This is a genomic window from Paenibacillus sp. BR1-192, from assembly GCF_029542445.1.
Classification (GTDB): domain Bacteria; phylum Bacillota; class Bacilli; order Paenibacillales; family Paenibacillaceae; genus Paenibacillus_AQ; species Paenibacillus_AQ lautus_A.
Genome location: NZ_CP120718.1, coordinates 3,904,690 through 3,926,735, shown reverse-complemented (window position 1 = coordinate 3,926,735; position 22,046 = coordinate 3,904,690). Strand labels below are relative to the sequence as shown.

Genomic DNA, 22,046 nt, shown 5'->3' with positions numbered 1-22,046 from the left:
TACGAAACACGCAATTACATTTAATATTCGCTTGACCCTTATGCTTTAGGATTTTAGAGAAATAAAGCAAATAGGAGGAGCACATGAAGCGAAAATGGATCGCCGGATTATTATCCGGCATACTGATTGGCAGCAGCTTGTTTGAGCTTGCGCTTGCAAGCAACTCGGCCTATGCGGCCCCTTCGGGAGCAATGCCGGTGTTGATCTCGGAAATTTATCCCGATGACCGGTCGAATCAGCAGACGATCGAAGGCGCGGGCGGGGCCGACCTGTTCGAATATGTGGAGGTTTACAATCATTCGGGAGCGCCGATCTCGTTTAATGACGAATTCAACATGCGTTACGACTACAATACGGGCGTGAAGACGTTGACGGTAACGGACACCGTATACGGCAATCCGGATGGGGTGGTCATCCCGGCGGACAGCCCGGCCGTGCTCTGGGTGGAACGGACAAGCTCATCCATTACCGGAGCAGCCGCTGCCCTGACGGAATCCGATTTCCGCCGGTATCATTCGATTCCCGACCAGGTACCGGTATTCAAGCTTCGGGGACAGGATGGCCTCAACAATACGGACCGCGGCTTATACATAACCCGAAAAGGCGACGACGCCGCCGTGATCAGCGGCTTCTATTATACTGCCAATGATGTCGGCGACGGCAAGAGTGTACATCTTCAGCTGCCTCCCGGCGGTTCGGCGATGATTCCTTACGCCAGGGAAGCTGCGCCTAGCGCCGGAATCGTTGACTTGGGCCAGCTATCGCCGCTTGACAATCGTGCGCCGGAAATCAATCACACGCCCATTGCCTTTACCGAGCGGACACAGCCGCTGACCGTCAGCGCAAGCGTCTATGACGCGGACGGAGATGCGCTGGTAGTTAAGATGTATTACAAAACGGCGGTCCATAGTCCCTACAGCCAGATCGACATGATCGATCGGGGCGGTGATCAATTCGATGCGGTCATTCCGGCCGATCAGTTGACCGGGGATAAGCTGCAGTATTATATCGAGGCAGCGGATGGACTTCAGCAGTCGAGATCCGTCGATTATGAAACGGCTTTAACCGGAGCTTCTGCAGGCGGGGACGTACCGCGTATTCTAATCACCGAAATTCTTCCGAACCCGGCCGGGGATTACCGGTGGGGAAGCGGCAACCAATACGAATACGTTGAAATCTACAATAACTCGGATCAGGTTTTGGACCTCAAGGATTACACCCTCTGGTATCTATATCCGGGCACAACGGCGCCTAAGAGCTGGAAGGTACCGGATCATACCTCGATCGAGCCGTACAGCGCAGCGGTTATCTGGTTCGCGAAGGAAGCGGTGGCTAACGGCAAGGGTTATACGACGACGGCGGACTTCAATCTGCATTTTAACAGCATGCTGAACGACAACGATATTATTTTCTACGATAATTCGAAAGCTTCGGATTTCAATCTTCCGAATTCGCTGCATCGAGGGATCGCCTTGTCCGCGCCGGGACAGGCCAATTCGTACATCGTACAGGCCTGGTACGATCCCAGCGCTCCGGACAGCCCGGACAGGCTGGTCAACGACGTCCGCAATGCGGTCGTTCGATATGCCTATCCGGATGCAGGAACGACCATGAAACGCCTGGATAACCGGATGTACGCCAATCCTGGCAGCATTGATCCGGTTCAGGTGCCGCCTGTTGCAGGTGTCGACATGATTGCCCCGACGCTGCAGCATGAGCAGACCGCCTATAACTTGGGCCAGGGACAGGCTTATCCGGTTTCCGTGATCAGCGATGAGCCCCTTGCTTCCATTGAAGTGCTGATTGGAGCGGCTTCCGAGGAGCCGACAGCGTTTACGGACAAGCATGCGCTGACGCTTGCGTCCCAAGATGATGGACTTTACGTCTATCAAGGCACGATCACGCTAAATGAGATCGGCGTCTATCGGTATATCATTGAAGCTGCCGACGGCAGCGGCAACCGCACGCGGGTTCCATATAACTCCCGAGGCGGCTTGCTAACGGTTAACGAAGAGAATACGGGAACGGAGCTGCCGGAGCCGGGGTTGTCCTTATCAAACGGCAGCATGATCAGCGGAAAGTCATCCTTCTATGCTTACGGCTCCCGGGCTGAAGACGACATCGAAGTTCGCTTTGAGGCCTATCCGCTGCCGCTTCGCAAGGCACTGCCGGGTAAGGTACAGCTGGGCATGCAGACCCGGGGGATCGATCAGATTTACCAAGCGTCGGCAAGCGCGCTGGATGCAAGCGGGGAGACGGTATTTTTCAGCCGCATCCTGCCCAAATACATCGACGGCGCCTGGTCGATGTTCGATATGGCTCCTGACCTGTTCGTCACCGGGACAACGGTTTCCGTGCATACCGGAAATGAGAATGCGCCATATCAAGTCAAAGACCATGACAAGGTATTCGGCAAGAACAACCATGATGATTTTGAAGTGATGAATCTACATCTTGTGCTGCCGGACGGTTCGGTGGTCAAACCGGATAAGGTACTGAACTACCTGGGCAACCTTGGGCAGTCGACCGTGGATTACCGGGAGGATACGTACTACGGATTCGGCGATGCGGATTACGGCAGCAACCCGAACAAGCCGATGATCAGCGACTTCCATTTTCCGATTCCGCAAGACAAGTTCACGGCAAGATATGCCGAGCTCGACACCGCTTCGGTAAAGGACGGGGTATATCCGCTGAGCATGTCGGTGAACGGTCAAGTCTTCCAGTCCGTCGACGTGACTGTCGACAACACCGCACCCGAGATTGAAGGGATATCGTATGGGGAAGGGCAATTATTGACCGACGCCATACAGCTCAAAGGGCCGTTCATGCTGGATGTGGTCGCTTCAGATAACTTAACAGGCGTAACGGGCATTACGGCGGAGCTAGATGGCGAGCCAATCACGCTACCTTATGAAACATCTTCCACGCTGCTTTCGCCGGGCGAGCATATTCTGAATGTGACCGTACTCGACGGGGCCGGCAATTCGGCGGAGATTTCCCGCACCTTTATGATCGAAGAGGAGAAACCTCTTCTTCCGGGCGAGGTTTCCCCAGCCGATTTCGCGGAGAAGGTGGGTTTGAATCCGAGCCTAAGAGCACGACTCAGCGATCCGAGCGGAGATTCGATGGACGTTCGCTTCTTGGAAGGGGATAAATATGACTTTGCCCGCGAAGACGGGATCGAAGGCCATTTCAACGTTGTAGACCGGGAGCCTCCGCTCGTGCTGGCGCCGGACGGAGAGAAAGGGATCGGCAAGGAGGAAGCCGAGAAAATGGCTTATCCGGACGGTGAGTATCTTATCACGGATACGGATTCCGGGTTCCCTTATCATCGATTCGAAATCGAGCTGGACGAAGCATGGTCGGAACAGGATACCGTAGAGCTGCACTGGCAAGGGCGCACGCTTCCGGGCCGTATCGTGACGCTGTATGCTTGGGATTATGAGAGCGGAAAGTGGACGGCACTGAAGTCGGCCACCGGTGACGAAGCCGAATCCGACATCGTCTTGACAGCGGAAGTGGATCCTAGCCGTTACGTGCGAAACGGCAAAATCCAGGCCATGGTCCAAGATGAAGTGAAGAGCGCGAATGCGCCGTTCAACATTTTATGGTTTACGGATACCCAGTATTACGCGGAATCGTACCCGGACATTTTCGATAAGCTGGGCGATTGGATCACGGAAGAATATGAGAAGGGCTTGTTCAGTTATGTGATCCATACCGGCGACATCGTGAACGTGGCCGACGACGAGAAGCAGTGGGCCGTAGCCGACCGGAATTTGAAGAAGCTGGACGAAGCGGGCGTACCGTATGGCGTGCTGGCGGGCAATCACGACGTCATCATTGACGGCGTGGACTACTCCTACTACGGGAAATATGTCGGGGCCGACCGGTACAAGAACAATCCATGGTATGGCGGCGAAATGGATAACAACCGCAACCATTACGACCTCGTGTCGTTCGGAGGCCACGACTTTATTTTCCTCTATATCGGCTTCGGGCTGGAGGATACACCGGAGACGATCGCTTGGGCCAACGAGGTGCTGAAGAAGCATGCGGACCGCATCGCGATCGTGGGCATGCACGCTTATCTGGAGAGCAACGGAACCTTGTCCAGTATGGCGCAGCGCGTTTTTGACCAGGTCATTGCGCCGAACAAAAACGTGCAGCTGGTGCTAAGCGGCCATTATCATGCTGCCAACCGGGTCGTGAAAACGGTGACGCATCCGGACGGATCGTCAAGACAGGTCATTGAAATGCTGGCGGATTATCAGGGAGGGCCGAACGGAGGAAGCGGTTATCTGCGTCTGCTGAAATTCGATCCAACCTCCGGCACGCTGGACGTGGATACGTATTCGCCTTACTTGGACGATTATAATTTCTTTGACGACGCCATTGAGGATTTTACGGAGCCGTTTGCGTTCAGGGATATTCAAAAACGGGTGGCAACCGATTATTTCGCGGTCAATGTGTACAAAGATACGCTGATTGGCGAGCAAAAAGACGTGAAGTCCGGAGAAATTGCTTCTGCCGTATGGAATGGACGAGAAGCCGATGAGACATATTATTGGTATATGGATATTACCGATGAATTCGGGGCCAGGCAGCTTAGTCCAATCTATCGTTTTACGACCACAAAGAAATCCTCGCCTCCGGGTGGCGGCAATGACGGCGGCGGAAACAATGGCGGTGGCGGCAATAACGGCAATAACGGAAACAATGGAAACAACGGCAATAATGGAGGCGGCATCAATCAACCGGGCCCAAGCAAGCCAGGTGCCACACCGCCGACCACTGGAGCTTCCAGACCGGGAACGATTATGGCGGAAGTCGCGATAAACGGTCGGAAGGCTCAGGCAGCCATCGGCGAATTGGAGCTCAGCGAAGCCTTCGAAAGCGTGACAGCAGATGGGCGGGGAATTAAGACCGTCACGATTCAACTGGACGAAAGCGCACGAACGTTTAACGGCGAAATCGTCATCCAGGTACCGTCAGCGTACCTGAACCGGAACCACGCACGGGAACGGATCGAAATCGTTACGCCACTGGCAACCGTGAAGGTGCCTTCCAATATGCTGAACAATCTGAAGGAAGCAGGGCAGTTCACGGGCCTCGTGATTCGTCCGGGCAATCAAGGCGAGCTTTCCGGGGACCGACTTGCCTGGATTGGGAACAGACCGATCGTCGAGCTGCTGCTGCAGATCGATGGCAAGACGGTGGAGTGGCCGGGAAGCAGCACACCTGTAAAGGTATCGCTCCATTATGAGGCCAAGGCTGACGAGCGATTGGATCAGCTGGTCGCGTGGGAACTCAATGCAATGGGATCCGTATCCGCTGTCCTAAACGGTTATTACAATGTCGAGCATCGTACCCTGACCTTTGAAACGGGCAAGCTTGGCACGTATGCGATCGCATATAAGCAAGTATCTTACCGGGATATAGACCCGCGCAGCTGGTATGCGGACGCCGTTCATTACCTCACTGCCAGGGACGTTGTAAAAGGTGCAGGCGGAGGGCGATATCTTCCGCAGGAGAAGATCAGCCGGGCCGATTTCCTGGTCATGGCCATGAATGCCTTCGGCTTCAAACCAGGGAAAACGGATGACGCCATGAATTTTGCAGATGCGGGGAGCAGGTACTATACGCCGTATTTGTCCACTGCGAAGCAGCTGGGACTGGTTCATGGAACGGGAGATAACCGGTTTAGACCGGAGGACTCGATCACGCGTCAGGATATGGTCGTCATGCTTCATGCGATGATGGAAGCGGCCGGAAGCGAGTTGCCGGGCGGAGGAGACGGCATGGATCGTTATTCCGATGCGAAGGACGTATCCGGTTATGCGCGGGAAGCGATGGATTTCATGCTTGAAGCCAAATTGATTCAAGGCACCGGCGGAGGCAAGCTGTCTCCAAAGGCCGTTACCAATCGGGCAATGGCAGCCGAACTGATGTACAATTACCTGGTCAAAAGCCGGGAAGCCTCATAAACAAAAGAAAACATGCGGATCAGGCAAAAAGACATGAATTAGAAGTGCTCACAAAATAAGAACGGGAGAAACTTCCCGTTCTTATTTTGTTGCTTGTATTCTTGTAAGCACTTGATTTCAAGAATATACATGCATAAGAGATTGCGAGAATCGAGGCTAGTTTGTCTTATTGCTGCAAGCTCTTGACCCGAGTTGAGGATAAGAAACCAAGTGATGGAATTCATCCGTTTTAACTTTTTTCATAAGCCCTCTAAACAGTATCATTTTTTGACATGATTAAAAGTTATGATTAACCCATCGAACGAAATGAATATTCAAAGAAAAGGAAGGGATTGAAAATGACAAATTACATCCTCGAGGAAAAAGACAGCTTTATCGTTTTAGGAATTGGAACTGAGCTTCAGAGCGACTACACCGACTATGCGGGCATTAACAAGGAGAAGGCCGACTTTTGGGAAGCCGTGAAGCAAGACGGAAGGTTGGACACATTAAAGGGCATCGCCGCAAATGACTACATTTTTGCCGTAAACGAAGCGGTTAACAACAAGATGATGTTCTACGCCGGCGTCATGACAGAGGAATCGGTGCCCGAAGCAACCCGCGTTATCCAATTTCCTAAAGGGGATTACCTCGTTGTAAAAGGGGAGGGGCAGTCGGCTGATGAGTTGAGTCAATTGCTTGCTGGTATCGCCTTTGGTCAAGTATTGCCGGAAGCCAAGAATTTCGCTTATGTCGGCGGGCCGAATGCCATGGTGGATATGGGACAGCGAAACGGCCAAATATTAGGCGAAATGTGGATTCCTGTTGTTCGGAAATAAAGAGCCGCGAATGCTTTCGAGCGAGCTTTGCCCATAGTAGAAGAAAAGCTCGCAAAACTATTAGGAGGGATGATCGTGTCCAATATCGTTGATTTTAAACATGTATCTTCAACTGGTTTAGAGTCTTCGCCCGTAGCAGAAGCGCTTGCTGGTTTACGAGCGAATGAAGCCCGTTACTTTATGAACAAGTATAAGCATGCATTTACGGTTGTACCGGCTAGCGAGAGCCAGGAGACCCTGGATTATGTGAACCGAATATTGAAAGAAGAGCGTGATCTTGAGTTTGCGGCCAAACCATTGGAAACGTCACGTTTTCAAGTGGAAAACATTCAATTTGCCTATGTTTTTTACGAGAATGGTCTCGGGTTAAACGTAATGTATACCGTGGATGACCCTAAGAAGCGAGCCGTTGGTTTTAAGCTTTCGGAGGGGATGGAGGTGCCCGAAGAGTTAGAAGGGAAGTTCAAGTTCGCTAGGCAGAAGTCGAAACTTGCAGGAACGATTCGAGGCTCGTTTTTTGTGATCAAGAGAGATTATTATGAAGAGGTGGAAACCAATGAATAAGGTGATCGGTGTAGAAACAAGCATGAAAATAAATACCCGCCCTCTAGGGAAAACGGTTGCTTATTGGTCAGTCACAGGACTGCTTGCAGCAGCTATTATGTTAAGCGGCATCGGACAGTTGATGCAATTTGGGGGAAACCTTGAATTGGTGACGAATCTGGGCTATCCACTATATGTATTGACCATTCTCGGAATTTGGAAAGTGCTTGGTGCCATCGCTCTCCTCGTGCCAGGTTTACCTCGACTTAAAGAATGGGTTCACGCCGGCATCTTCTTTTTAATGACGGGTGCGGCATTATCTCATGCATTTGCTAACGACTATGGGGATTACGGGTTTAATCTTATCCTACCGCTTTCTTATGCGGCACTTAATATCGTCTCGTGGGCGCTACGGCCACCGAAGAACCGCTTATCTTAAGAACAGGGCGAAATCACGGCTATCTGAACGGGGTTATTGCACAAATACGACGGGGTGGACTTCACATCAAGCGATCTGGGGAGGTCCACCCCGCTTATATCATCATAGATGCGTCAGGTTAAGGAGCGGGGGAGGAGACGATACCGATTGCAACGATCGATTGTTTTCTCCGAGCTCCAGCACCGCTACAACCCGCTCCTCCGGCTGAATGCCGAACGCTTTGCACTGATCCTGGTCATAAATCCATTCCGGTATCGATCGGCGTGCGTTCCACGGCCTGGATTTTACCAATAGTTGTACGTTCTGGATCAAACAGCAAATCGCCGCATAATCCTCCTCCTGCTTGTGGGGATCCTCTTCATGCTCTGCTATAATCAAGAGAAAAGCCGATGATGTATATCCTTCCGAATTCGAGAGCTTTGCGGCCGCTTCGCTGCCCGTCACATAGATGAAGCGCCACGGTTCTCTTAGTCCGTCATTCGGGGCCCAGACAGCGTCATTCAGCACTTCCAGAATGCTTTGCGCTGAAATTCGGCCGCGTTCCGACCGAAGTCCATCCGCTTCTCGGCCTTCGCCGACGGCGGTCCATTTCTGCTCGGCCTGCGTTCTTCTTCGGGCTCTCGGCGCTTTATCGAAATATCCAATGTGCAAAATCCCGGCAAACCTTTCACCTTCCTGCAAACCGATTTCCGCAAGAAATGACTCGCTTTGAAACATGGGGTCCGTGTCCCACAGCGCGCCCAATCCACGTTCCCAGCCAAGCAGCTGAAAATTTTGCATCACACTGCAAACTGCAGCGAAGTTTTCGTCGCTCTGCCTCCGATCGGAGGCCGATTCCGCGATGAAAATCAGGTGAGCGGGAATTTCCGTTACTCGTTTAATGAAAAAATCAATCATTTTTGGGGGCATGAGCTTAACGAATCGGTTTTCCTTCATCTTGGTCATCATGCTCTCCACCAATCTTTGACGGGACTCCGGCGTGTCAGCGATAAGACAGCGCCAGCGGGGCGTACCTTTGTCTTCGTACAGGTTGACCGCATCGTTCAACAAGGATACGACCAGTTCGGGAGGTACCGGCGTTGTGTTGAATCTCCGGATGGTTCTGCGTTCTCTTATCGTTTGGGGAATATTCAATTTGATTCCTCCTTATATAATATAGTTTACCGGTAAACAAAAATAATAAAAAAATTTACTTATCTCTCGCTGATATACCGGGCCATTCCTTGAAAAAACTTCAACAGCGTCTGCAGCTCGCTTTCGGAGTAATCGTCCAAAAATCGCATAAAGCGCTGCTCCTCTGCTTCGTGCATAGTCCGATGCAATTCGAACAGCTGCTTACCTTGGGGCGTTAGACGAAAATAGACTTCTTTGCGATTGTCGTTAAGCTGGGTTCGATGAATAAGGTCAAGCGCAAGCAGTTTCTTGCTGATTTTGGTAATGCTCGCCTTCGACAAATTTAATTTTTCGGCAATCGCGGAATGATTGATCGGTTCATGTTGGCCGATGCAATCCAGGACATGGATGGTCGATAAATTTCCAGGTACGCCTTTCAGTTGATGAAGCTGGACCATCTCTTGGATTTCTTTAAGTTCCAGTTCCATTCGCTGTTCATGCAAATGAGAGAAGTGAAGCAGCTGTTCATAAATGATTGACTTGATGCGATCAGGGTAATCCATAGTTCCGGTCTCACACTCCATATTGTTTACTTGGAAATTAAAATATCACAGTTTGTCGGATTCAGCAAGTGCGCATGCTTCTTGCATGTGATGTCCGACAATCAGCTACTGAGTATTTTGAGCGCAGGGAACAAGCGAAGTGTGTTATTGACGATCTGAATGCAAGAGTTGGAAGAAACGCATTGTGCAATAGCGCCGCTCACTGTAATATACAGGTGATAAGATCGTTAAGGGCCCGTTAGCCGCGATTGTCAACATCCAGCCGTTGCTGCTGGCCTGAGGCTTTTTCATTTGCGGCCGCGAAAATGGCGATGAGCGACGGTATGATCGAAGTGCTGGAAGCGCTGGATTTGCTCCCCCGAAGCAAAGGGCAAAGGAGAGGATGGCATGAAAAAACATATTAAAGGCATGGCGCACCGGGGGTATCCAAGTAAATACCCTGAAAATACGTTAATATCTTTTCAAGCAGCTTGCGATTTGAATTTCACTCACCTGGAGTTAGATGTTCAATTAAGCAAGGATGGCGTTCCGGTGGTCATCCATGATACTTCTGTCGACCGTATGACTGACAACGGAGCGGGGCGAGTGAAGGACTTGACGCTGGCCGAACTGAAGCAGCTGACGATTGACGGGACGGAGCGCATTCCAACCTTCGAAGAAGCGCTCGATTTATTAAAGGACCGGATCATCATTGATATTGAATTGAAGCAGATGGGCGATCTATACCCGGGGATGGAACAGCTTGTGCTCGATATGGTCAAGAAAAAAGGAATGCAGGGGCAGGTCTTCATCACATCTTTCGACCACTATTCCCTCGAAAGAGTAAGACAGCTTGACGATACAATCGGCCTTGGCCTGATCAACATTGGGGCTTCGCCGGCATTTTTTCCATTTGCCAAAGAGATCCATTGCGGCTACATGTCGATCGAACATCGACATATTACGGAGCCTTTCATCCATCACTGTGTAGAAGAAGGCATTCAGCTCATCTCCTGGACAGTTAATCAAGAAAGCGACATGAAATTGGCAGCTCAATATCCTTCCTTGCTTATCTGCACGAACGAGCTGGAACTCTGGGCGAAGGTATCCGGCCAGAACGGGTAGTCCTGGGGTATGGCCGTGGACAGAAACAACATATATGCTTAAAAGTCGCACAGTTGCGGCTTTTTTTATTTTACGTAAATGAGGACGATTTCGAACTTTCCGCGCACGCTGCAGCCCTGAACAAGAAGGGCATGAACAGCACGGCTTTACCGCCGAAATTTTTCATGGGAGTTAACTCATCGTCATTTTCCATACAGGTCCTGTCGAATTTTAGAGAGCAGGCTTGGGTTCGCGGATGCTCCGAATGGCCTCCATTAACAATAAAGCTGCCTTGCCTAGGACGTTTTTGTCTTTATAAGCGATGCCTATCGTAATGACAGGATTCAAATCGGTTATAGGTCGTATAACCAAGGAGCCCTCCTGTTCCAGACCGCTGTATATCGGAACAATCCCGATACCGAGCTCGGCCTTTACCATTTGTTGAATCACAAAGAAGCTACCAACCTCCATACAAGAGAACAGGTTATCCCCAGCCTCATCAATCGCCGTTTCCCAAAGCTCCCGATAGATACAAGTCGGTTCTTTGACTAGAATGGTATGCCCCGCGAGGTCGCTTGCCGTGATGCTATCTCGATCGGCTAACGGGTGACTCATGTTTAACATGACGCCTAATCTTTCTTCAAACAGCGGCTCAAACTCCAGCATGAGCTTCGAGGGTGGAGCCGAGCAAACACCAAAATCGAGTTCGCCGGCCCGAACCCTCTCCGCAATGGATCTGCTGCCGCCTACTTCCATGGTTAACTGCACTTTCGGTCTAGTCTTGCAAAAGCGGGCTATCACGGCCGCTAGCTGCTGGCTTGCGACAGGCTCGATAGAGGAAAAACGCACTGAGCCGTTATCTCCCGTTGCAATATCCGAGACGGTCTGCCTCATGGCTCCGATCGATTTCAGTAAAGCCGAGGCCTCATGATAGAGCCATCGGCCGGCTTCGGTCACAATCACGCGTTTTCCGTCGCGCACGAACAAAGAAACGCCAAGATCAGCTTCGAGACGCTGAATCTGAAGGGTTACCGTAGAAGGAGCATATTGGAGTTCCTCGGCGGCTTTCAAAAAATGTCCAAGACGCACGCAAGCCTCAAAGGTCTTTAAAGCTCGAAGATCCATCATTTCCATCACCTTTGTTTAAGATATCTGAATCATTTGTTCATATTATTCAATTTTACAAAACATTGCTGGAATTTTACAATAGGTTCACCGGTATTCTGGTGAAAAGATATTACAGAAGGGGGATTTACGATGTCTAATTTGGTCATTACTCGCGGCAATCCGGCGCTTTCTCACTGTGCCTTTACGTTTGATGACGGACCGATGCGGGTTCCTGTTGACGCATGGCTGGATGCTTTGGAGCAGGGAGGCGCGTGCGGGACGTTTTTTTTAACGGGCGAGTGGTTTGATCGGTATCCGGCGAAAGCAAGAGAAATGATAGCCAGGGGCCATGAGCTTACCACGCATACCTACCATCACCGCAGAATGGCAGATGTGACCAAAGCCGTATTCTTGGAAGAGTTGAAATGGGCTGAGCTTGCTTATCAAGAAGCAACGGGAAGGCCGGTTCCGACTTTCATGCGGTTTCCTTACGCCTCTTATCGGGAAGAAAATTTGGAATGGCTTCGGGCGTGGAACTATCTGGTCATCGAGGGGGAGGATACCGTCGACTGGTCGGGACCGCCAAGCGCGCAGCTTGTGGAACGGGTGATACCTAAGCTGGATAATGGGACGATTTTGATGTTTCATGCCAATGAAATCGCCAAAGAAACGCCGCAGGCCGTAAAATCGCTTGTACACCATGCTCATGCCAAGGGTCTTGATATGATCACCGTATCCGATCTCCTTCGTGCCAATGGCATCAGGGCAGGCGAACACAGCTGGCAAGTCCGCTTCAAACCGACTCTCCCGAACTCTTACCAAAGTGAGCAGTGGAAGAGCGTCGCTGACGAGGATGAATTGCGGAAGCTGGCTGCCGATTCACTTGAATGGGGGAACCCGAAAGCTCCGACGGGGTCAGGAGCTTTCGGCAAATGGCTGCAAGCGCTCTCCATACATTCTCCGTCGGATGGTGAAACGCGTTTTGTCGCACGCAGCTTTGCCGGACAGCACTGGGCATACGTGCGTGCTTCGATCCGGGGCGGCACGCTGATACTGGAGGACTTCGCTACGAAGGAAGCCCATGCGGATGCTATAGTCTATATCCTGCAATGGGCGGCTCACGAGGCATCAGCCTTGGGCTGCGAATGGATCACCAGCACACAGGACATGCGCCGGATTCACAAGCTGTGCGAACAGATGGGCATCGAAGCCGAGATTGTAATGCAGGAAGGGTAGCGGTTCATGGTTCGTCTTATTATTTTGGGGGAAGATGGGGGATATGGGTACTAAATCGGCATGGAATTGGATTACGCTATGGGCATCGTTATTATTTGTCGTGATACTCGGTTTTTCCCGGCTCTCCTACGGCATGTTTTTGCCCGGGATCCAGAGGGTCATCGGGGGGAGCTATGGACAGTTGGGTATACTCGGCACCGTCAACTTTATCGGTTATTTAATCGGGACGTTGTGTCTTTCCCCATTGATCTCGCGGTTTCCAGACCACAAGCATATCATGAATCGGATGACGTGCTTATTGCTCGGATTAACTTTGATCGGCTCGGCGTTTAGTGACCATTTTACCCAGCTTGGGCTTTGGCGGTTCGCCATCGGATTGTTATCTGCCTTCGCGACCGTGTTAGTTCTGTCCATTGCCATGGATGCCGTTCGACCGGCGGAACGAGGCGTTGCATCGGGTCTTATATGGCTGGGGGGTTCTGCCGGCATTCTAGTGACGGGTTTGTTCGCCCCCTTTATCATTGATCCTTCACACCTGCAAGGGATGGCGATATGCTTGGGTAATCATGGGCGTATTCGGTGTAATTGCCGCGCTCGGCTTCGAGTTCGTTGTTACCAGAGAGAGGGGAGTCGTAAAAAGACCCGCGCCGACCGAATCGAAGCCATGGGACCAAGAAAGCAATCATGTGTATCGTCTCCTGTTGAACCCCAATAAGCTCTTGTTCCTAATCGCTTCTTATTTCTTCTTCGGCTGGGGATACATCATCTATTTCACGTATTTGATTCCCTATCTGGTGAACCAAGGCATTCCATCCCTCTATGCCGGGCTGATATGGTCCGGTATCGGATTCGCGGGTTTGTTTAACGGATGGATCGGAGGCAAAGCCATTGACCGATGGCCGAGCGGGTATACGCTGGCGTCGGGATTAACCTTAGGTACGATCGGTGCGTGTGGGGTAATCACTGATAATATGTTCTTTACTGTACTTGGAGCCACCACGATTGGGTTGGTTTCCTTTATTACCCCTCCGCTGATGACAACTGCGCTTCTTCGTCGTCATGTCCCTCACCACGCGTATGCGCCAAGCCTCAGCATAGCCACTGCTTTTTTTGCCTCTGGACAGATCATCGGTCCCATCGTAGGAGGTTTGATCGTCGAACAATACGGCTTGCCATTCGGCGTGGCATCCAGCGCCATCTTTATGGCGATTGCCGCTGCGTTGGCTGTATTGTATGGACAACAGCAACGAAAGCTTGAGATTCGAGATTTGCCTATCCGTAGTTGATGTTGAAGCATCATATTGAGGCAGCTGGTCAAATGATCGGCTGCCGTTTTCATTGTGGCAACGGCTTTTATTTTTCCTAATGCGTTGGTAAACTATCAGAATGAAGATGGGGTCATAAATTTAATCATAACGTTAGGATGATCTATTTGGATATGAAATTCTTGTTAGTGGAAGATGATAAAACGATTGCGTCCGGCCTGGAATATTCGCTGCAGCAAGAGCGCTATTCCACCGTTATTTGCCATGATGTCGCATCTGCAAAACAGGTGCTCGGCGAAGACATCGATCAGTTCGCTTTATGTCTGTTCGATTTACAGCTTCCGGACGGAAGCGGCTATGAATTGTGCAAGATGGTGAAGGAGCGGCGTGACATTCCGGTCATCTTCTTAACCGTGATCGATGATGAGGTTAATGTCGTGATGGGGCTTGATATGGGAGCCGATGATTATATTACCAAACCTTTTTCGGGTTCGCGAACTTCTTTCGCGGATCAAGTCCGTCTTGCGGAGATACCAAAAGCCGTCCCAAGTTAACAGCATCATGGATATCGATGATATCCGCATCAATACGCTGGAAGGGAAAGTGTTCAAGAACGGTGCCGAGATAGCGTTGACCGCTTTGGAATATCGCTTATTGCTCATCTTTGGCAACCATATCGGGCAGGTTCTCTCAAGAAATCAGCTATTAGAGCAAATTTGGGATGTGGCCGGCGATTTCGTGAACGACAATACGTTAACCGTTTATATCAAAAGACTGCGGGAAAAGCTGGAAGATGATCCTGGACATCCGACATTGATCAAAACCGTGCGCGGACTGGGATATAAGGTTGGTGATTAGATGCTGCGCAATCGAGAAATTAAGATGTTATTGTTCGTTATGGGTTCAATTAGCCTTGCGGCGATTGTTGCAGCTCTTATGATCTCTCCTGCCGCCGCGGTGCTCGTTTTCTTTCTATCGATTTTGCTCATTGGCGGCAGCTTGTTATTTACGAAATGGAGATACCGGGAAATTGAAAAGCTGTCCGTCTATTTGCGGGAGATTAGCAGCGGCAATGATACCCTTGACGTACGGGATAATACAGAAGGCGAGCTTAGCATCCTAAAGAATGATATTTACAAAGTGACGCGCATGCTGTCGGAACACCGGTCGCTATTGCAGCGGGACAAACTTCAATTGACGGATGCCATCTCCGATATTTCGCATCAGCTCAAAACGCCGCTCACCTCCATGACCGTCATGGCGGATCTGCTAAGCGCCCCTGACCTGCCTCCGGCCAAAAGAACGGAGTTCACCCACCATATTCGCATCCAGCTTGAACGGATCGACTGGCTTGTTTCTTCTTTATTAAAGCTATCGAAAATGGACGCGAAGACCATCCCATTCAAAAAAGATCGAATACCCATGAAAAACCTTATCCAAAAGGCATTAGAGCCGGTAATGATTCCGATGGATATTAAGGGACAGACGGTTTCCATTGCGGGGGATGACGATGTCTCTTTTGTCGGCGATTTCAATTGGACTGCCGAAGCGGTTATCAATATTTTGAAAAACGGAGTGGAGCATACGCCTGAAGGCGGTGCGATCGCCATCTCATTTTCCGAAAACGCGTTATACACGGAAATCGTCATTGCCGACAACGGAAAAGGCATTCCGAAAGAAGAATTGCCGTATATTTTCAAACGTTTCTACAAAGGAAAGAATGCTAGCGAAGGGAGCATCGGCATAGGCCTTGCGATGGCCCAGAGCATCATTGCCAGCCAGAACGGCGTGATCGATGTGACGAGCGACAGCGAGAAGGGTACGCAGTTTCGGATTAAATTTTATAAGCAGGTGATTTAGCAGCACTCCTCTAAGTGACTGAATTGTCACCTCCATCGTCACTGAAAAGTCATTTTAGACAGATAAAATGATTTTCATCAGAAGAACGATGGAGGTAAGACAATGCAATCGAAGCAACAGCGTAATATTATTTTTGCTATCACGATATTTTACACCCTGTTTATTCTTTATTTTTTGTTTTTCGCTTTCGGCAGAGTAGGTAAGGCAGATCCAATCATGGGGTACACCTTTATTTTTTTACCGGACGATTTTTTTAGGCTGCCAGGTCTATCCGACCTTCTACATCCGACGTTGATGGATTTTGTGGGTTTCGGGAACGTCGCCGCTTTCATTCCTTTTGGCATTTTGATTCCGTTGTTATATCGAACCAACTTTGTTCGCTTCATGACTTTGTTCGTCCTGTCCATTCTTATGCTGGAGACGATTCAGGCGCTTACTTTCCTCGGCAGCTTCGACATGAACGACGTCATACAGAATTCAACGGGCGCAGCCATCGGATTCGGGGCGTACAAACTTGGCTTTCGTACAAAAAACTACTGGAGAAATATTGCTGCTGCGGGTTTTTCCGGCATTGTCTTGATGCTCGGGGTGTGGGGGATCTTCGGAATGGTTGACCAAGCGTTCACCAAAGAGATGGGTCCCTTTGTGGCGATAAACGATTTAAGGGATCGTACGGGGAATCCTTCAACAGGACCCCAAACGGCCAGTTTTGAGATTGGCGGTCAAGAAGTGGAACCCCAATATAATGTGTACAGCATCGAAGGCAAAAACAAGGAAACGTACAGGTACACGCTAGGCAATAAGAAGGAGGTGTACCTCTTCTTGAATTATGGAATTCCCGATCAGGAGGATTCCCGGGGCAGCATTAGGATTACCGCCGATGGACATGAGTTCCTGACTGTATCTGTAGAAGCCGGTCGTCATGAGCCGGATATGAGCTCCATTTCTCTCCCTCAGGCCAATGAGCTTACGATAACCATTGAGGGAAATGTAACCCTGTGGGATGTTGGGTATAAAGAGATGGTCTATAGCTGGAATTGAGCATGAAGGAGCGCTCATGCTTCCGAAGTGAGTTTTGTACGAAGTCGATTCAAGAAATAACGCCCACAAAACTTTTAGGAGATATGGCAATGGAAATTTTAAAAATCGAGCATTTGTCTAAAATATACGGCACTGGCGAATCGGCGGTAAAGGCGCTTGACGATATTTCGTTTTCGGTTCAAAAAGGTGAATTCGTCGCGATTATCGGTCCGTCCGGATCGGGAAAATCGACCCTTCTACATCTGCTGGGAGGCGTCGATCGACCGACAAGCGGCAAGGTTTTCGTTGAAAATACGGACATCTATGCATTGGACGAAACGCGACTGGCCATCTTCCGTCGGCGACAAATCGGACTGATCTACCAGTTTTTCAATCTGATTCCCACCTTAACGGTGAAAGAGAACATGACGCTTCCGCTCTTGCTTGACAACCAGCAGGAAGATAAGAAGCAGTTCGATGAGCTCGTAAAGACGCTAAATTTGGAGCATCGTTTAAACCACCTGCCGAATCAGTTATCCGGCGGACAGCAGCAGCGGGTTTCGATCGGCAGAGCGATCATCAGTAACCCTGCCATCATGCTGGCAGACGAGCCTACCGGGAATTTGGACAGCAAAAATAGCAGCGAGATCGTCGATTTGTTGAAAATGTTGAATAAAACCTATCATCAGACGCTGATTGTCATCACTCACGACGAACGAATCGCTTTGCAGGCCGACAGGATCATTTCAATTGTGGACGGGAAGATTGCCAAAGACGAGGTGATCCGTCGATGAATATTATCTACAAACTTGCCATCCGGAATATAAAGCAAAACAAGAGACGAACACTCGTAACCATTATCGGCGTCATCATTTCGGTTGCCATGGTGACCGCTGTCGCTACGCTTGTGTTCTCCTTCTCGGATTTTATGATCAGGCAAACCATCGCGGATACCGGGGAGTGGCATGTCCAATATCAAGATGTTACCAAAGAACAGCTTGCGGCGATACAAGCAGATGAGGCAACTAAAACCGTTGCGATTACAAGGGATCTTGGCTTCGCTCCTTTAGAAGGGGGACAAAATCCCAACAAACCATACTTGTTCATTAAGGAGTATGATGCGCAAGGTTTCACGCAATTTCAGGTTGAACTAAGCAAGGGGCGTCTACCCCGTACGGACAAGGAAGTCGTTATCACCGAGCCCGTTGCAACGAACGCCAAAGTGAAGTACGAAATCGGCGATCGTCTAACCCTTCGCATCGGCGAACGGTTCGAAGAAGGGGGCGATCATCCTTTGGACCAGACCGAACCGCTGCGTAGGGAAGACGGCATATTGACGGAATCGTTGCAGCATATCGAGACAAGGGATTATACGGTGGTCGGCTACATCAAGCGTCCCGAATGGGAAACGGCTTGGGCGCCGGGTTATACGATTATCAGCTATGTCGATGATAATATGATCGGGTCAAACGATCACGTGAATGCAGCGGTGGTCTTGCAGAAAATCAAACCGTCCTTGTTCGCGCATGCGGAAAATGTGGCAAAGAGAAACGACATCGAATCGGTCCAATACAATAACGACTTGCTGCATTATTACGGCTTATCCAAAAACGAAGAATCGTACAGCACGATGTACTCTTTATCGGCGATCCTGATGGCGGTCATTATGATCGGCTCGGTTTCGCTCATCTATAATGCGTTTGCGATATCCGTCTCGGAACGTTCCCGTCATTTAGGGATGCTCGCGAGCGTCGGGGCTACGAAAAGGCAGAAGCGAAATTCCGTGCTTTTTGAAGGTGTCATTATTGGCTTGATCAGCATTCCGATTGGCATTCTATGCGGTCTTGCCGGGATCGGAATCACCTTTTTGTTCATGAACCCGATGATTGAAGGGGCATTATGGAGCAGTGAAAAGCTGACGGTCATCGTCACGCCGTTATCACTCTTGATTGCCTGTGTTGTTTCGATGCTGACGATTTTCATCTCGACGTATCTTCCGGCGATCAAAGCATCCAAAGTTTCCGCTTTGGACGCGATTCGCCAAACGTCCGACGTTAAGCTTACGGCGAAAGCCGTGAAAACGTCGAGGTTCATTCGCAAGCTCTTCGGCATCGAAGCGGAAATCGGATTGAAAAACTTAAAAAGAAACAAACGGAGATATCATGCCATTGTATTTTCGCTTGTCATCAGCATCGTTTTGTTTTTGACGGTATCGTTTTTTACCGCCGGCATGAAACAATCCCTGGAACTGTCGCAGGAAGGCGTCAATTATGATATTGAAGTGTCGTACAGCACCGGAAAAAGAATAGACGACCGGTTGCTGCAATCGATTGTATCCTTAGATGGTGTAACGGAATACAACCTGATTCAAGAGTTCTATAAGCAGGCTTGGGTCGATGAAGCGTACATCGCCGACGAATTGCAAGAGATGGTTAAGAAGGATAAGGGTTTACTGCAGGACGGAAAATACCCTTACGAGATTAAGATCCATGCATTAGACGATTCGAGTCTGCAAGCCTATGCCAATGCCGTCGGTGCAAATTACGAACAGCTTAGGGATCCGGACCATCCTGCCGCTATCGTGATGGATACGATCCGCTACCAAGATATGGATGCGGGGAAATATGTCCAGACGAAGGCCGTGTATACGAATGTCGGTCAAAATTTCGAACTAACGAATAGCTATAAAGATAATGCGGAAGAAACGAAGGTAAGCCGGGTGACCGTTGCCGCGCTGACGGATCAAGCGCCGATGGGGATGAGCGGGGCAGGCGTGGGCGGGTTAAATATGATCGTGTCGGAACGCATCATGGATCAATTGGCAGACGACGAGGAGCCGGCTAACCTTCAGACATACCTCTATTTGAAAAGTACGGAGCCGATGAGAACACAGCAGGAAATCGAAGAGATGTTTGAGACCAATCTGAATGTCTACAATGTACATCAATCCAGAAAAAGCGAAGAACAACAGATTCTATTGACGGCCGTCTTTTCTTACGGTTTTATCGTATTAATCTCCGCGATTTCCATTGCGAATATTTTTAATACCATCTCAACGGGCTTATCCCTTCGTAAGCGAGAAATTGCGATGTTAAAATCCGTTGGCATGACGCCAAAGGGCTTTGCGAAAATGATGAACTATGAAAGTATTTTTTATGGAGTCAAGTCGCTGCTGTTCGGGCTTCCCGTCAGTGTCGCCGTGATGATTCTGATCTATAGGTCATTTGCGAACAGATTCAGCTACGGATTCACCGTTCCCTGGCTGAGTGTGCTGTCAGTTGTCGTCGCCGTATTTGTTATTGTCGTTTCTGCGATTATTTTTTCCAGCAGGAAATTAAAAAAGGAAAACATTATTGATGCGTTAAAGCAGGAGAATATATAGGCAGATCGAAATTGACTAGGAAAGCCGCATAAGCTGCGGCTTTTTTGCTTGAAGCATAGAAGTTCTCGTAATAACTCTCACAGTATTTCCTTCGTGTGTTAGACTAACCTTATACCATTTGTTAGGAGTCTGTGTGAAGATGAAGACATTCACGATTGAGACGATTCGCGGCGTCGGATACCGAGTGAGAACATGAGGATGCGCACCTCGTTAATGAGCAAATACCTGGCTCTGATGATGACCGCATTGCTGCTATGGCCGGTTATTCCAGCGATGTTTTATTTACCGGGTTACCTATTCAGCGAGCATTCGATGTATCGTCCGGAAGAGATCACTCGTAGGTGGCAAGAGGAGGCCATCAAGCTGAATGGTGCAGGAAGTGCCGCGATTTATGCCAAACTAGGCGCGTTGAGCAAGGAATATCCGGAGGCGGAGATATTCTGGGTCGACTCGTCGGGTAGAACGAATGCGATCAAGGTCACCTCGAACGATATCCCGGCGCAATGGAATTATGAGGATATGCTCTCGCTTCAAACCCTGGATAGCAGCCAGGAAGCGTTTACCTTGACGGCTCTCATCGGAAACGATCCAAAACAAGGCTTTATGGTGATGAGTCTTCCCGAATCTTATATTATATCTGCGGAAATGTCGTTTCCAGAGAACATGCCGTTAGCCATTATGTTCTTCACCGTCTGTCTATGCTTCTTGGTACTGTCATTTCTGTTCTTCGTGAATCTTCGAAAAAGATTGATTAAACTTCGATCAGCGATGAACTTAAGCGGGAAGACCGGCTTCCCGAATGAAGTCGTTATTAGCAAGGAAGACGAGATTGGAGAGCTGGAAGGCGCCTTTAACCGGATGGTCTGCGAGCTTAAAGAAAGTCAGCAGCGGGAGCGGGAGGAGGAGGAACTGCGTAAGCAATTCATTTCGAATATTTCCCACGATCTCCGGACTCCGTTAACTGTCATTCGGCAGCATGTTCATTCCGTTCGAAGTAATCCTGCTGCTTCCCAGGAACAGACGTCGCTTTCTATCATTGATCACAAGCTGGATGAAGTCGACAAGTTGATGGATAACCTGCTGTCATACTCACTGCTATCAGCGGGTAAGTATCCCATTAACATCCAATCGATCGATATCACTGAAGAAGTTCGTAACCGCGTGGCCGAATGGTATCCGATCTTCGAGGCAAAGGACTTTGATGTTGTTGTCGAGCTGCCTGATTGCCCGATCCTATGGAATGTAGACCCCATGTGGCTTCATCGGATCATTGACAATGTGTTTCAGAACGTGGTGCGTCATGCTGGAGTTGGCCGATACATCGGCATTCAAATCACGGATTATCCCAATCAGGCTATTATCGTACAAGACAAGGGTCCCGGCACTTGTAACGAGTCTCCTGAAAAAGGAGCTGGAATTGGATTGTCCATTGTATCCATGATGACCAGGGAGATGGGTTTGCAATGGGAGTTGAAGTCCGAAGCAAACGGAAGCTCGTTTTATCTTTGGAAGGATAGCGGCGGCAGCATTTAGATTACGATTGCATGCAGTTTCTTTTTTTGATCAATTACCTCGCGTAAGGCTACTTATGCAGAAATTTAACCCATTCTTAAACTTAAGGTCGCTT

The 22,046-nt window shown here is 49.6% G+C and carries 15 protein-coding genes and 2 pseudogenes; 14 read left to right on the top strand and 3 right to left on the bottom strand.

Features of this window, described 5'->3' with window-relative positions:
• Positions 1-83: 83 nt before the first annotated feature.
• The 4 genes from P0X86_RS17375 to P0X86_RS17360 all read left to right on the top strand — a co-directional run bounded on the left by P0X86_RS17375 (position 84) and on the right by P0X86_RS17360 (position 7,790).
• Positions 84-5,990 carry an S-layer homology domain-containing protein gene (locus P0X86_RS17375; protein ID WP_277746013.1) on the top strand — a complete coding sequence of 1,969 codons (5,907 nt, stop codon included), beginning with the start codon at positions 84-86 and terminating at the stop codon, positions 5,988-5,990.
• Between the two features lie 338 nt (positions 5,991-6,328).
• On the top strand, positions 6,329-6,808 hold the full coding sequence (locus P0X86_RS17370; RefSeq protein WP_096773935.1) for a GyrI-like domain-containing protein: 480 nt from the start codon (positions 6,329-6,331) through the stop codon (positions 6,806-6,808).
• Between the two features lie 75 nt (positions 6,809-6,883).
• Positions 6,884-7,372: a phage tail protein gene (locus P0X86_RS17365; RefSeq protein ID WP_096773934.1), complete on the top strand. Its 489-nt coding sequence runs from the start codon at positions 6,884-6,886 to the stop codon at positions 7,370-7,372.
• The gene (locus tag P0X86_RS17360) at positions 7,365-7,790 is read left to right on the top strand and encodes a DoxX family protein (protein ID WP_036673976.1); all 426 of its coding nucleotides are present in this window, start codon (positions 7,365-7,367) and stop codon (positions 7,788-7,790) included. Before P0X86_RS17365 ends, P0X86_RS17360 begins: the two co-directional genes overlap by 8 nt.
• Before the next feature lie 102 nt (positions 7,791-7,892).
• Here P0X86_RS17360 and P0X86_RS17355 read toward each other — a convergent pair whose 3' ends face one another.
• Positions 7,893-8,924 (bottom strand): nitroreductase family protein, encoded by a 1,032-nt coding sequence (locus P0X86_RS17355; RefSeq protein WP_277746012.1) that lies wholly within the window; start codon positions 8,922-8,924, stop codon positions 7,893-7,895.
• Between the two features lie 59 nt (positions 8,925-8,983).
• Complete coding sequence (locus tag P0X86_RS17350; RefSeq protein WP_192571715.1) at positions 8,984-9,466, bottom strand: MarR family transcriptional regulator; 483 nt, start codon at positions 9,464-9,466, stop codon at positions 8,984-8,986.
• A 387-nt stretch (positions 9,467-9,853) separates the two neighbouring features.
• Here P0X86_RS17350 and P0X86_RS17345 point away from each other — a divergent pair, with 387 nt between their 5' ends.
• The gene (locus P0X86_RS17345; protein WP_277746011.1) at positions 9,854-10,570 is read left to right on the top strand and encodes a glycerophosphodiester phosphodiesterase; all 717 of its coding nucleotides are present in this window, start codon (positions 9,854-9,856) and stop codon (positions 10,568-10,570) included.
• 210 nt (positions 10,571-10,780) lie between these two features.
• Here the strand turns inward: P0X86_RS17345 and P0X86_RS17340 are convergent, their stop codons facing one another.
• The gene (locus P0X86_RS17340; RefSeq protein WP_255250501.1) at positions 10,781-11,677 is read right to left on the bottom strand and encodes a LysR family transcriptional regulator; all 897 of its coding nucleotides are present in this window, start codon (positions 11,675-11,677) and stop codon (positions 10,781-10,783) included.
• 129 nt (positions 11,678-11,806) lie between these two features.
• On the opposite strand from P0X86_RS17340, the gene P0X86_RS17335 reads away from it, so the two are divergent.
• The 9 genes and pseudogenes from P0X86_RS17335 (at position 11,807) to P0X86_RS17295 (ending at position 21,952) form a co-directional block, all read left to right on the top strand.
• Positions 11,807-12,892, top strand: a complete 1,086-nt coding sequence (locus tag P0X86_RS17335) for a polysaccharide deacetylase family protein (RefSeq protein ID WP_277746010.1) — start codon at positions 11,807-11,809, stop codon at positions 12,890-12,892.
• Positions 12,893-12,926: 34 nt separating this feature from the next.
• Positions 12,927-13,364 (top strand): annotated as a pseudogene (locus P0X86_RS17330) (YbfB/YjiJ family MFS transporter); the annotation flags it as partial.
• Between the two features lie 94 nt (positions 13,365-13,458).
• The gene (locus P0X86_RS17325) at positions 13,459-14,178 is read left to right on the top strand and encodes a YbfB/YjiJ family MFS transporter (RefSeq protein ID WP_481858144.1); all 720 of its coding nucleotides are present in this window, start codon (positions 13,459-13,461) and stop codon (positions 14,176-14,178) included.
• Between the two features lie 152 nt (positions 14,179-14,330).
• Positions 14,331-15,015 (top strand): annotated as a pseudogene (locus P0X86_RS17320) (response regulator transcription factor).
• Positions 15,016-16,017 carry a sensor histidine kinase gene (locus P0X86_RS17315; RefSeq protein ID WP_213578792.1) on the top strand — a complete coding sequence of 334 codons (1,002 nt, stop codon included), beginning with the start codon at positions 15,016-15,018 and terminating at the stop codon, positions 16,015-16,017.
• A 102-nt stretch (positions 16,018-16,119) separates the two neighbouring features.
• A complete protein-coding gene (locus P0X86_RS17310; protein WP_277746008.1) occupies positions 16,120-17,058 on the top strand; it encodes a VanZ family protein in 939 nt (312 codons plus the stop codon).
• A gap of 89 nt (positions 17,059-17,147) precedes the next feature.
• The gene (locus P0X86_RS17305) at positions 17,148-17,831 is read left to right on the top strand and encodes an ABC transporter ATP-binding protein (RefSeq protein WP_277746007.1); all 684 of its coding nucleotides are present in this window, start codon (positions 17,148-17,150) and stop codon (positions 17,829-17,831) included.
• Positions 17,828-20,419: an ABC transporter permease gene (locus P0X86_RS17300; protein ID WP_277746006.1), complete on the top strand. Its 2,592-nt coding sequence runs from the start codon at positions 17,828-17,830 to the stop codon at positions 20,417-20,419. The genes P0X86_RS17305 and P0X86_RS17300 overlap by 4 nt, the downstream gene beginning before the upstream one ends.
• A gap of 213 nt (positions 20,420-20,632) precedes the next feature.
• Entirely contained in the window at positions 20,633-21,952 is a 1,320-nt protein-coding gene (locus tag P0X86_RS17295; RefSeq protein ID WP_096773922.1) for a sensor histidine kinase, read from the top strand.
• Positions 21,953-22,046 lie beyond the last annotated feature (94 nt).